The sequence below is a fragment of the Arthrobacter sp. STN4 genome (assembly GCF_024539665.1).
Taxonomy (GTDB): domain Bacteria; phylum Actinomycetota; class Actinomycetes; order Actinomycetales; family Micrococcaceae; genus Specibacter.
Genome location: NZ_JAKZGX010000001.1, coordinates 310,714 through 322,618 on the forward strand (window position 1 = coordinate 310,714; position 11,905 = coordinate 322,618).

9 protein-coding genes are annotated in these 11,905 nt (G+C 68.2%); 6 read left to right on the forward strand and 3 right to left on the reverse strand.

The window, feature by feature from the left end; genetic code table 11:
- Positions 1-29 precede the first annotated feature (29 nt).
- From MMF96_RS01520 to MMF96_RS01545, 6 genes are all read left to right on the forward strand, one after another.
- A complete protein-coding gene (locus MMF96_RS01520) occupies positions 30-1,793 on the forward strand; it encodes an iron ABC transporter permease (protein ID WP_176615239.1) in 1,764 nt (587 codons plus the stop codon).
- Entirely contained in the window at positions 1,786-2,913 is a 1,128-nt protein-coding gene (locus MMF96_RS01525; protein ID WP_176615238.1) for an ABC transporter ATP-binding protein, read from the forward strand. Before MMF96_RS01520 ends, MMF96_RS01525 begins: the two co-directional genes overlap by 8 nt.
- Before the next feature lie 19 nt (positions 2,914-2,932).
- Complete coding sequence (locus tag MMF96_RS01530) at positions 2,933-4,156, forward strand: MFS transporter (protein ID WP_256882399.1); 1,224 nt, start codon at positions 2,933-2,935, stop codon at positions 4,154-4,156.
- 34 nt (positions 4,157-4,190) lie between these two features.
- On the forward strand, positions 4,191-5,888 hold the full coding sequence (locus MMF96_RS01535; protein ID WP_256882302.1) for a sensor histidine kinase: 1,698 nt from the start codon (positions 4,191-4,193) through the stop codon (positions 5,886-5,888).
- Positions 5,885-6,568, forward strand: a complete 684-nt coding sequence (locus MMF96_RS01540; RefSeq protein WP_256882303.1) for a response regulator — start codon at positions 5,885-5,887, stop codon at positions 6,566-6,568. The genes MMF96_RS01535 and MMF96_RS01540 overlap by 4 nt, the downstream gene beginning before the upstream one ends.
- Before the next feature lie 190 nt (positions 6,569-6,758).
- The gene (locus MMF96_RS01545) at positions 6,759-8,432 is read left to right on the forward strand and encodes a ribonuclease J (protein ID WP_256127649.1); all 1,674 of its coding nucleotides are present in this window, start codon (positions 6,759-6,761) and stop codon (positions 8,430-8,432) included.
- An 89-nt stretch (positions 8,433-8,521) separates the two neighbouring features.
- On the opposite strand, the gene MMF96_RS01550 is transcribed toward MMF96_RS01545, so the two are convergent.
- The 3 genes from MMF96_RS01550 to MMF96_RS01560 form a co-directional block, all read right to left on the reverse strand.
- Positions 8,522-8,989 (reverse strand): UPF0158 family protein, encoded by a 468-nt coding sequence (locus MMF96_RS01550; protein ID WP_176615235.1) that lies wholly within the window; start codon positions 8,987-8,989, stop codon positions 8,522-8,524.
- Between the two features lie 215 nt (positions 8,990-9,204).
- Positions 9,205-9,666 (reverse strand): hypothetical protein, encoded by a 462-nt coding sequence (locus MMF96_RS01555; protein WP_176615234.1) that lies wholly within the window; start codon positions 9,664-9,666, stop codon positions 9,205-9,207.
- A gap of 73 nt (positions 9,667-9,739) precedes the next feature.
- Positions 9,740-11,374, reverse strand: a complete 1,635-nt coding sequence (locus MMF96_RS01560) for an ABC-F family ATP-binding cassette domain-containing protein (protein ID WP_256882304.1) — start codon at positions 11,372-11,374, stop codon at positions 9,740-9,742.
- Between the last annotated feature and the right edge of the window lie 531 nt (positions 11,375-11,905).

Consider the following 11,905-nt stretch of genomic DNA (forward strand, 5'->3'; position numbering starts at 1 on the left):
TTATCGACAGTCAGCAGGCAGGCTTAGCAATGACCACCACCCGCACGGAACGTGCAGTCCACGCGCCGGCCGGCCGGTCCGCCCTGCCGGCGCCGAAGTACCCCCGGGTCTTCGGCGTCGGCCGGGGGCAGATCGTGCAGTACGGCATCTTCATCCTCTTGGCCATCTTTGTGGTCGCCCCGATCGTCCCGATTTTCTGCCAGTCCTTCCGCGACCGCCCGCTGTACGAGGCCGGCGGGATCCTGACAGCCGGCAACTACGTCAAGCTGTTCACGGACGCCGGCTTCGGCCAAGTGGTCGTCAACACCGCCATCTTCGCCATCGGAACCACGGTGCTGACGCTGGTGATCGCCATTCCGATGGCGGTGCTGGTGGTCCGCACCCGCCTGCCGTTCGGGCGGATCCTGGGCCTGTCGATGCAGTGGCCCTTCTTCATCTCCTCGCTCATCCTCGGGTTCGGCTGGATCACCCTGTACGGCCCGGCCGGCTTCATCAGCGTCCAGCTGCGCGAGCTCCTCGGATTTGTGCCGTGGAACCTGTATTCGCTGGGCGGCATGGCCGTCACCGAGGCCGTGGGGCTGGCCCCCATCGCCTACGTTTTCTGCGCCAACGCGCTGCGGCAGTCCGATGCCTCGCTGGAGAGCGCCGCCCGCGTCTGCGGGGCCGGCCCGGTCCGCATCCTTTTCCAGGTGGTGGTGCCCATGCTGCGCCCGCCCATCGTCTACAGCTCCATCCTCATCTTCAGCATGTCGCTGGAAACGCTCAGCGTGCCCCTGCTTTACGGCACGCCGGTGCGCATCGAGGTGTTCTCGACCTTCCTGTACACCAACGGGCTGCAGTCCATCCAGCCGGACTATGGCATCCTGGGGGCGGCCTCGACGCTGATCCTGGCCGTGACCATCGGCACCGTGGCCATCCAGGCGAAGGTGCTCAAGAACGCCCAGCGGTTCATTTCCGTCCGCGGCAAGGCCACCCGCCCGCGCCTCCTTGACCTGGGCTGGGTCCGCTGGATTGCCGCCGTTGCCATCGTCATCTACATCATCTTTGGCGCCCTGCTGCCCATCCTGGGCCTGGTCTTCCGGTCCTTCACCATGATCTTCACCCCGCTGCAAAACCCCCTGGACACGTTGACGCTGTCGAACTACCGGCGCGTCTTCACCTTCCCGGTCTACGTCCAGTCCATCACCAACAGCGTCACCGTGGCGGCCGTGGGCGCGGTGCTGGTCAGCGTCCTGGCACTGCTGGGGGTCCTGGTTGCCCGGCGCTCGCCGTTCAGGTTTGCCCGCAGTGTTGAATACCTGGCGCTCGCCCCCCAGGCCATGCCGGGCATCATCGTCGGCATCGGCTTCTTCTGGGCCTTTGCCCTCACGCCCGGCGGGGGCTGGATCCAGGGGACGCTGATGGCCGTCATCATCGCCTTCGGCCTGCGTGCGCTGCCCACGGCCTTCGGGTCCATCGCCCCGGCCATCATGCAGATCGGCCGCGAGCTCGACGACGCGGCCCGCACCTCGGGCGCGGACTGGTTCGGCGCGTTCTTCCGCATCCTGCGCACCCTGCTGCGGCCCGCCTTCGTGGGGGCGCTGATCCTGGTGTTCGTGACCATGATGAAGGAATACTCCGCCGCGCTGTTCCTGTCCTCCGCCAACACCGGCGTCATCGGCACCACCATGCTCGACCTCTGGGTCCAGGGCAACACCGGCTCCGTTGCCGCTCTGGCCACCATCCAAATTGCCATCACCGCCGTGTTCGTCGCCGTGGCGAACCTGTTCATGAAGGGACACACCGATGCCTGAAGTACACGTCTCAGGTCTGCACAAAAGGTTTGGCGACGTCACCGTCCTGAACGACATCAATTTCACCATCAGGGAGGGTGAGTTCTTCACGCTCCTGGGCCCCAGCGGCTGCGGGAAGTCCACCACCCTCAACTGCGTTGCCGGGCTCGAGTCGCCCACCTCCGGCGCCATCACCGTCGGCGGCGTGCCGTTTGTCGACTCGGCCGCCAGGCTCCACGTGCCCACCGAGGAACGCAACCTCGGAATGGTCTTCCAGTCCTACGCCCTCTGGCCGCACATGACGGTGGAGGCCAACCTGGTGATGCCGCTGGCCATCCGCAAGGCCTCCAGGGAGGAAAAGGCGGCCCGCATCCACGAGGCGCTGGACACGGTGGGCCTGGCCCACCTCAAGGACCGCTACCCCCACCAGCTCTCCGGCGGCCAGCAGCAGCGCGTGGCGCTGGCCCGCGCACTCGTCTACTCGCCGTCGGTCCTGCTGCTGGACGAGCCGCTGTCCAACCTGGACGCCAAGCTGCGCGAACAGTCCCGGGCGTGGCTCAAGCGCCTGCAGGTGGAGCTGGGCATCACCACCGTCTACGTCACGCACGACCAGGACGAGGCGCTGTCCCTCAGCGACCGGATCGCGGTCATGTTTGAGGGCAACATGACCCAGATCGGCACGCCGGCGGAGATTTACGAAAAACCGGCCACCGCCGCCGTCGCCGCCTTCGTGGGCAGCTGCAACTTCTTCACCGGAACACTGGAGGAAACGCGCGGCGGGATCGCCCACGTCCGCCTGGAAAACACCGGACATGTTGTCAAGGTGGCCAGCACCCTGGCCCTGAACCCGGGCGAACCCGTGACGGTGGCCATCCGGCCCGAACGCCTGGCCGTCACGACGGCCACGGACACCGCCGGCGGCTCGAACGTGCTCGACACCACGGTGCTCACCCGTTCCTATGTGGGCTCCCGCTACGAGTACGGCCTGAAGCTGGGCACCAACGTGGTCCAGGTGATCTCGCCCGCCGGCAACCTCGACGGCGAGGTGCGGCTCGTGTTCGACGCCGCCGACGCGCTCCTCTACGCCGGCGCCAGCGTTCCCTCGGCCGAGGCGCAGGAACTGATGACGGTCGCCTCGTGAGCTGCCGGGCGTGAGGGGAATGACGATGGGGAAGGCGACGGGACGCCCGCACGCAGCCATGTATTTGCTGGCGCACGCCGTGGTCCTCCAGGCCATCACCTTCGCCATGCGTCCGACCGTGTCCTACGCAGTGTTGGACGTGGGCGGCTCCCAGGCCCTTTTGGGCGTGGTGGTTGCCGCGTTTGCCGTGCCGGCGCTGATCCTTGCCCTGCCGGCAGGCCACGTCATCGACCGCACCGGCGAACGCGCCTCCCTGCTCGCCGGTGCGGCCGCCCTGGTCATGGCGGCACTCCTGGCGATCTTCGGCGGCGGCTCGGTGGGCGTGCTGCTGCTGGCCACCATGTTCCTGGGCATCGGCCACCTGCTCTCGGTGATCGGCGAACAGGCCATTGTCGCCAACACCACCAGCCGGGGGCAGTACGACTCCAAGTTCGGGCACTTCACCTTTGCCTCGGCGCTGGGCCAAACCATCGGCCCGCTCCTGCTGGCGCTGCCGGGCGGCACGCCCGAGACACCACCTGTGGCCGTCATCTTCGTGGTGTGCGGGGCATTGGGCGCCGTTCTGCTGGGCATCTCCTTCCTCGTCCCCGGTTCGGTGCGGCACGCTGCCGCCGCGGGGGAGCGGGTGCGCATGCTTCCCGCCGCCGCAGGCCTGCTCCGCACGCCGGGCCTGGTCCGGGCCCTCGTGGCGGGCAGCCTGGTGCTGGCCTCGGTGGACCTGTTCCTGGCCTACCTGCCGGCCCTGGGGCACCAGCGCGGGATCGCCGCCGTCGTGGTCAGCGCCATGCTGGTGGCCAGGTCCATGTTCTCCATGTTCTCCCGGCTGTTCCTGGGTCCCATGGTCCGGCTGCTGGGTCGGCGCCGGCTCATGGTGTGGACCATCGGGGTCTCCGCTGCTGCGCTGCTCCTGTTTGCGCTGCCGCTGCACATCGCCGTGCTGCTGGCGCTCGCGGCCGTGTACGGGTTCGCCATCGGCACCTGCCAGCCCATCACCATGTCCTGGATTGCCGAACTGGCAACGCCGGGCACGCGCGGGCTGGCGATGTCGCTGCGCCTGGCCAGCAACCGGCTGGGCCAGACGGTCCTGCCCTCCCTGCTGGGCGCGCTCTCGGCCGCCACCGGGGCAGCCGACGTCTTTGTGGCGACCGGCATCATGCTGGCCGGGGGAGCCTGGTCCGGGGCCGCCGTCGGGCATGCCCAAAGCGCGGAGGAGGACGGGGACGATGAACCGGCGCGCGCCTGAACGCGCGCCCGGGCGCCTCTGGCAAAATAAGGGCATGCGACGACGGATGACCCTGCGGGCCCAGCTCCTGATGCTGCAGGTCGTGATTGTGCTCGTCACCGTGGTCGGGACCGGCGCCGTCGCCAGTTTTTTGCAGGAACACCAGCTCAGGGACAACTACCGCGACCGGATGATCGGCGTCGCCCAGTCGGTGTCGACCATGCCGGTGGTCATTGATGCGTTCGACGACGCCGATCCCAGCGCAACCATCCAGCCCGTTGCCGAACTGGTCAGCAAATCCTCCGGGATTGCCTACGCCGTGGTGATGAACAAGGACGGCATCCGCTACTCGCACCCCGACCCCGGGAAAATTGGCGGACACGTCTCCACCGACCCCGGCGGGGTGCTTTCGGGCGATGTGTATGTGGGCACGCAGACCGGCACGCTGGGGCGGTCCTGGCGTGTCAAGGTGCCCATCTTCGACGCCCGACACGCCGTCATCGGCGCGGTTTCGGTGGGCGTGCTGGAATCGGACCTGCGTGCCCAGTACCTGGCAAATTCCGGCTGGCTGTTCCTCACCATCGGGATTGCCGCGGTGCTCGGCGTCATTGGGGCCGCGTGGGTGACGCTGGTGATCCGGAAGCGCATCTTTGGCCTGGAACCTGAACAGATTGCCGGCCTGCTCGAAGAAAGGGAGGCCATCCTGCACGGCGTGCGCGAAGGCGTTGTCGCCGTGGACGACCGCGGCCGCATCGCGCTCATCAACGATGCCGCCGTGCGCCTGCTGTCCCTGCCCAACGGCCGGGAGCTGGTGGGAACGCATGCCCTGGACTCACTCGACGCGGACCTGGTGCGGCTCCTGGATTCCGGCGATGCGGAACAGTCCCTGGTGCTCGCCGGGGAACGGGTGCTGCTGGTGCGCCGCGACATCGCCCGGATCAGCGGCCGCGCCATCGGCTCCATCCTCATCCTGCGGGACAACACGGAACTGCACACCCTCCTTCGCGACCTCGACGGCGTGCAGGGCGTGGCCGACGGGCTGCGCGCCCAGGCCCACGGTTTTGCCAACAAGCTGCACGTGATCTCCGGCCTGCTTGAACTCGGACGCGTGGAACAGGCCGTCTCCTTCATCGCGCACGAACGCAGCGGCGGAACACTGTCCGGGGTGACGGGGCGCACGGGCATCCAGGAACTGGAAGTCGCGGCCCTGCTCCTGATGAAGCAGGCCCGTGCGGAGGAACGCGGCATCACCACCACCATCGAGCCGGACTCCACCCTGCCGGTGCTCGCGTCGCGGCCGTCGGCGGAAATCCTGCGCGCGGACCTGATCACGATCATCGGCAACCTGCTCGACAATGCCGCCGAAGCCACGGGGGCTGGCGGGCGGATCTCCATCTCCGTCAATGAACGCACCGCCGCCAACGGCGCCGGAACGTTTGTCATCTCGGTGGCCGACTCCGGTGAGGGCATCCCGCAGGCGTTGCGGGAACGGGTCTTCACCCCGGGCTACACGTCCAAGGCCGCACGGCCGGGCCCGGTGTCCACCGGCCGCGGCATCGGCCTGACGCTGGTGAAGCGCATTGCCACGCGGCACGGCGGCACCGTGGAAATTGGCGGGGGCCTGCCGGCCGCCGGCACCCCGGGGCCGAAAGGGGAAGCGTGCGGCGCCAGGTTCACCGTCACCCTGCCCGCCGGCTGCGGGGACATTGCACCGGCCGGGCTGGCCGGGGCCTCCGCGGGAGGAACCCCGTGAGCGCCCAGTTGCGGGTGGTCATCGTGGAGGACGACCCCGGCGTGGCACTCATCAACCGGGCATTTGTCACCGCGCACGCGGGCTTCACGGTGGTCGGGGAGGCCCACTCGGGCGCGCAGGCGGTGGGCCTCATTGCGGAACTGAAGCCCGACGTCGTGCTTCTTGACTTTTACCTGCCGGACTTCCCCGGCCTGGCGGTGCTGGACCGGCTGGGGCCGTTCCGCGGCAGCCTTGAAATCATTGCCGTCACGGCGGCGCGGGACGTGGAAAGCGTGCGGCAGGCGCGGGCCCGGGGCGTGCGCCACTACCTGGTCAAGCCGTTCATGGCGTCTGCCCTGTTTGAGCGCCTGGACGAGGTGGCCCGGCAGTTCGACACCGTGCGGCGGACCTCCCGGGGCAAATTGCTGGACCAGCGCAGCGTCGACGCCCTCATCGCCGGCACGCCCGGGCGGTACGCGCCGCCGCCCAAGGGCCTCTCGGAGGCCACGCTGCAGCGGGTCCACCTGGCGCTGCAGGCCGCCGGCACCGACGTCTCCGCCGCCGAACTGGCCGGGCGGGTGGGCATGTCCCGCGTCGGCGTCCGCCGCTACCTCGAACACCTGGTCGACGTCGGCCGGGCCACCCTGACACCGCGCTACGGCGCCGGCCGCCCCGAAAACCGCTACCGCAGCGGGTCCTAGCGGCGGCGCCCGACTCGCGGGCCCGTCCATCTGCGGCCGCGGTGGTAAAATCAAGGCTGGACCACGGTCCCCCAGACTTTTTCGCGACTCCGCGCAGGCCCAGGCCGCACGCCGTCGCACCTTTAGAGGCAGCACATCGGCACCGACCGGTGCGGTCTGCCGTTGACCCGCATGACAGAGAACGGAACCCATGAGAAGAACCGCCCGCCAGACCCCGCCCGCCCTCGCCAACGGTGCCATGCGCATCGTCGCCCTTGGCGGACTGGGGGAGATCGGCCGCAACATGACCGTCTTCGAATACGGGGGCAAGCTGCTGATCGTTGACTGCGGCGTGCTCTTTCCCGAAGAAAACCACCCGGGCGTGGACGTCATCCTGCCCGATTTCTCCTACCTCAAGGGCCGCTGGCAGGACGTGGTGGGCCTGGTGCTCACGCACGGCCACGAAGACCACATTGGCGGCGTGCCGTACCTGCTCAAGCAGCGCGGGGACATCCCCGTCATCTCCGCCAAGCTGACGCTGGCGTTCCTGAAGACCAAGCTGGAAGAGCACCGGATCAAGGCCAAGCTGGTCCAGGTCAAGGAAGGCGACCGCCGCACCTACGGTCCCTTCGACATTGAATTCCTGGCCGTGAACCACTCCATCCCGGACGGCCTGGCCGTCGCGATCCGCACGCCCGCCGGCCTGGTGCTGGAAACCGGCGACTTCAAGATGGACCAGTTCCCGCTGGACAAGCGCATCACCGACCTGGCCGGCTTCGCCCGCCTGGGCGAGGAGGGCGTGGACCTGTTCATGCCCGACTCCACCAACGCCGAGGTCCCGGGCTTCCTGGCCGCCGAGGCGGACCTGGCCCCGGCCATCGACAACGTCATGCGCACGGCCCCGCGCCGCGTGGTGGTCTCCAGCTTCGCCAGCCACGTCCACCGCATCCAGCAGATCATCGACTCCGCGCACAAGTACAACCGCAAGATCGCCTTCGTGGGCCGCTCCATGGTCCGCAACATGACCACGGCGCGCGAACTCGGCTACCTGAAGATCCCGCGCGGCATGCTCGTCGACGCCAAGGAACTTGAGAAGATGCCGCCCACCAAGGCCGTGCTCATCTGCACCGGTTCGCAGGGCGAGCCCATGGCCGCGCTGGCCCGCATGGCCAACGGCGACCACCAGATCAACCTGACCGAGGGCGACACCGTCCTGCTGGCCAGCTCGCTGGTGCCCGGCAACGAGTCCTCGATCTACCGCCTGATCAACGACCTGACCAAGCAGGGCGCCAACGTCATCCACAAGGGCAACGCCAAGGTGCACGTCTCCGGCCACGCCAGCGCCGGCGAACTCGTGTACTGCTACAACCTGGTGCGCCCGCGCAACGTCATGCCGGTGCACGGCGAATACCGCCACCTGAAGGCCAACGCCGAGCTGGCCGTGCGCACCGGCGTTGACCCCAATCGCGCCCTGATTGTGGAGGACGGCACCACGATCGACCTCAAGGACGGCGTGGCACGGGTCAGCGGCAGCGTGCCGGCCGCCTACGTCTACGTGGAGAACATGATCCCCGGTGCCGCCACGGAGGAGTCCCTGCAGGACCGCCTCCGGCTGGCCGAGGACGGCGCCATTACCGTCCTGCTGATCGTCAACCCGGACACGGGCAGCATCGAAGAGGACCCGGAGTACTTCCCGGTGGGCTTCAACCCCACCGAAAAGGAACTGGCCAAGGCCACCGGAATTGTCGAGAAGACCATTGCCGGGCTGCGCGGGGACAAGACGGGCCCGGCCGCCGAAAAGGCGATCTCCGAGGCGCTGCTGCGCTGGTCGGACCGCTCGCTGCGACGCAAGCCGGTCTGCACGGTCATCATCGTCGAAGCCTAGGCTGCTTCAAGCCCTGGACGGGGCAGGCAAAACGCGTAAGGGCACACCGGCCGGTGTGCCCTTACGCGTTTTGCTGTAGAGGCGCCGGTTCAGGTCGCTTCGCGAAGGCGGGCGATGGCGGCGTCCGCCTCCCCGGTGTCCACCACGCCCACGGAGGCCAGCCACCGGATGGCACGCTGCTTCATGATCCAGTCATGGAATTCATACCAGGCGGTCTGCTGCTTCGGGAAGCTGTAGAGGGCGTCCTTGAAGTGCCGGAACGGGCTGCTGTGGGCGATGGCCCGCTGCAGGCGGGCGCGGCACTGCGGCTCCTTCACGCGGGCAATGAAGTCCTCCATGTCCCGGAAGCCTTCGGAGGAATCGACGGTGTCGATCCGGATGCCGCCGCGGTCATCCACGTCCCAGCCCTCGGCCTCGGCCTCATCGGCGGTCTCCTCGCCCCACAGTGCGATCCGGCCCGTGGCGGGGTCAAGCCAAAAAAATGTGTCGTAGTCCATGAACTGGTTTTCCAGGGCAGTGACAAGCGTGTCCAGATCAATGACATTCAAGGGGAGCATGGGAACGCCTCCGGCCGAAAATTGTAGGCAGGCACCTGCTGCCCACTTCCCATCATTGCGCGCCGTGGCCTGTCAGGCAATAGGGCGGCGCGCCCCTGGAACCGGCGCCTCCCTGGAAGCGGCGGCCCCTGAAAGCAGCGGCCCCTGAAAGCAGCGGCAGCCCCCGCGGCGCCGGGTGGCGCGGCGGGGGCAGCCGCCGGCTTACAACATGGCGCCTACTTCATGCCGCCGTGCCGAATGCCGGGCTTGGTATAGGTCCGGGCCAGGACGGCCAGGGCAAGCGCCGCCACCAGCAGGCCGAAGTCGCGCAGCGCGACGTCGTAGAAACCGGAGTAGGTGAGCAGGTTGACGATGATGCCGGCAAGCCAGATGCTGACCACAAAGGCCGCGTACCGGGGCCGCAGGAAGACGGCGATGGCCGCGATGATCTCGATGACCCCAATGACCATCATGGTGCCGTGGGCGGTGAACGGGGACAGGTTCTCGATCCACGGGGCCAGGTAGCTTTCCCAGTTGGTCAGGACGTTGAAGAACTTGTCCAGGCCCATGATCAGCGGGATGGCAATGAAGCCGATCCACAGCATCAGGAAGGCCCCGTAGGCCGGCTCGGCCTTGGCACGCTGCAATGCGTGGGAGGTCCATCCGGTTGAGGGGGCGGGGATTGAATGCGTTGCCATGACTCCTCCATCTAAAAACAGAACTTATGTTTTTAGAATGCGCCCGAATCCGCCGCATGTCAATGGCCCACGGTCAGAGCTGGGTGACGGTCCCGTTGTTGACGTCCCAGCGGGCATCCAGCCGGACGTTTTCCAGCAGCCGGCGGTCGTGCGAGACGAGCAGGAGCGTGCCGTCATAGCTGTCCAGGGCTTCCTCCAGCTGCTCGATCGCGGGCAGGTCAAGGTGGTTTGTCGGCTCGTCCAGCACCAGCACGTTCACCCCGCGCGCCTGCAGCAGGGCCAGCGACGCGCGGGTCCGCTCGCCGGGGGAGAGGGCGCCCACATTGCTGGTCACCTGGTCCGCCTTCAGGCCGAACTTGGCCAGCAGGGTGCGCACCTCGCCCTGGTTCAGCTCAGGCACCAGCGCTTCAAACGCCGGCCCCAGCGGCTCGGACTCGGGGAACTGGCTGCGGGCCTGGTCGATTTCACCGATGGCGACGCTGGCACCCAGGGAGGCGCCGCCGTCGTCCGGGGCGGTGCGGCCGAGCAGGAGCCGCAGCAGTGTGGACTTCCCGGCGCCGTTGGGGCCGGTGATGCCGATGCGTTCCCCGGCGGTGACCTGCGCCGACACCGGGCCCAGTGTGAACGGGCCCTGGCGGACGGTCGCGGCGTTCAGGGTGGCCACCACCGAGCTGGATCGCGGCGCCGCTCCGATGCTGAACTGCAGGGCCCACTCCTTGCGCGGTTCCTCCACCTCGTCCAGCCGGGCAATGCGCGACTCCATCTGCCGCACCTTCTGCGCCTGCTTCTCGGACGATTCCATGCTGGCCCGGCGGCGGATCTTGTCATTGTCGGGGCTTTTCTTCATGGCGTTGCGCACGCCCTGGGAGCTCCACTCCCGCTGCGTCCGCGCGCGCGACACCAGGTCCGCCTTCTTGTCCGCAAACTCGTCGTATGCCTCGCGGGCATGGCGCCGGGCGATGGCGCGCTCCTCAAGGAACGCGTCGTAGCCGCCGTCGTACACGGCCACCTTGTTTTGGGCCAGGTCCAGCTCCACCACCGTGGTGACGCAGCGGGAAAGGAACTCGCGGTCGTGGGACACCAGCACCACGCCGCCCCGGAGCCCTTTCACGAACTCCTCCAGGCGCGCGAGGCCGGCGAGGTCGAGGTCGTTGGTGGGTTCGTCCAGAAGCACGACGTCGAAGCGGCTCAGCAGGAGCGCGGCCAGGGCCACGCGGGCCGCCTGCCCGCCGGACAGGCCCGTCATCAGGGCATCCGGTCCCACGTCCAGACCCAGCTCGGCAAGCGTGGCGGGGATGCGTTCATCGAGGTCGGCGGCGCCGCAGGCCAGCCAGTGGTCCAGGGCTGTGGCGTAGCGGTCGTCGGCGGCGCTGCCCGAGCCCAGAGCCTCGGCCGATCCTTCCATCTCCACGGTGGCTGCGGTGGCGCCCGTGCGGCGGCCGATGTAGCCGGCAACGGTTTCCCCCGCAATGCGCTCGTGTTCCTGCGGAAGCCAGCCAATGAATGCGTCCTGCGGTGCCGTGCTGACGGTGCCGGCCTGGGGCTTGTCCGCGCCGGCCAGCAGCCGCAGGAGCGTTGACTTGCCGGCCCCGTTGGCTCCGACGACGCCGACGACGTCCCCCGGGGCGACGGTGAAACTGAGGTTGCTGAACAGGGTGCGGTGGGCGTGGCCGCCGGAAAGGTCCTTGGCCACGAGTGTTGCTGTCATGGGTCAATCCTATTTTGAATGGGGTGCGATGATTTCCGCGTACGGCCGGGGCCGGCCATGTGCCAGCGTCGGCAACAATTATGCGCAAGACCCGCGGCGGGTTTGGCGAATAAGCCGGGGCCGCTTTTGTTATGCGCACAACCGGCCGCGGGTTTGGCGCCAGTGGACAAGCTGCGCCAAACCCGGTCCGGGTTCGGCGCATAAGGGAAGCCGGATGGCCATATGCGCAAAACCGGCAGGCGAATTCGGCGCATAAGGGACGGGCGCGGGCGGTTCGTACGGCCACCTCGGCGCTGCTTTTCTTGGGCGGCCGCAGCGCCGGCAACCGTGCGCACGGCCCGGCCCTGCGCCGGCATCGGCAACAATTATGCGCCAGACCCGCGGCGGGTTTGGCGCATAAGCTGGGGCCGCTTTTGTTATGCGCACAACCGGCCGCGGGTTTGGCGCCAGTGGACAAGCTGCGCCAAACCCGGTCCGGGTTCGGCGCATAAGCGAAGCCGAATGGCCATATGCGCAAAACCGGCAGGCGAA

What these genes read in the sequence shown, in the direction of transcription:
- MMF96_RS01525 (WP_176615238.1), top strand. Translation starts at nt 1,786, where the DNA reads ATGCCTGAAGTACACGTCTCAGGTCTGCACAAAAGGTTTGGCGACGTC.
- MMF96_RS01560 (WP_256882304.1), bottom strand. Translation starts at nt 11,374, where the DNA reads ATGACAGCAACACTCGTGGCCAAGGACCTTTCCGGCGGCCACGCCCAC.
- MMF96_RS01550 (WP_176615235.1), bottom strand. Translation starts at nt 8,989, where the DNA reads ATGCTCCCCTTGAATGTCATTGATCTGGACACGCTTGTCACTGCCCTG.
- MMF96_RS01520 (WP_176615239.1), top strand. Translation starts at nt 30, where the DNA reads ATGACCACCACCCGCACGGAACGTGCAGTCCACGCGCCGGCCGGCCGG.
- MMF96_RS01545 (WP_256127649.1), top strand. Translation starts at nt 6,759, where the DNA reads ATGAGAAGAACCGCCCGCCAGACCCCGCCCGCCCTCGCCAACGGTGCC.
- MMF96_RS01555 (WP_176615234.1), bottom strand. Translation starts at nt 9,666, where the DNA reads ATGGCAACGCATTCAATCCCCGCCCCCTCAACCGGATGGACCTCCCAC.
- MMF96_RS01530 (WP_256882399.1), top strand. Translation starts at nt 2,933, where the DNA reads ATGACGATGGGGAAGGCGACGGGACGCCCGCACGCAGCCATGTATTTG.
- MMF96_RS01535 (WP_256882302.1), top strand. Translation starts at nt 4,191, where the DNA reads ATGCGACGACGGATGACCCTGCGGGCCCAGCTCCTGATGCTGCAGGTC.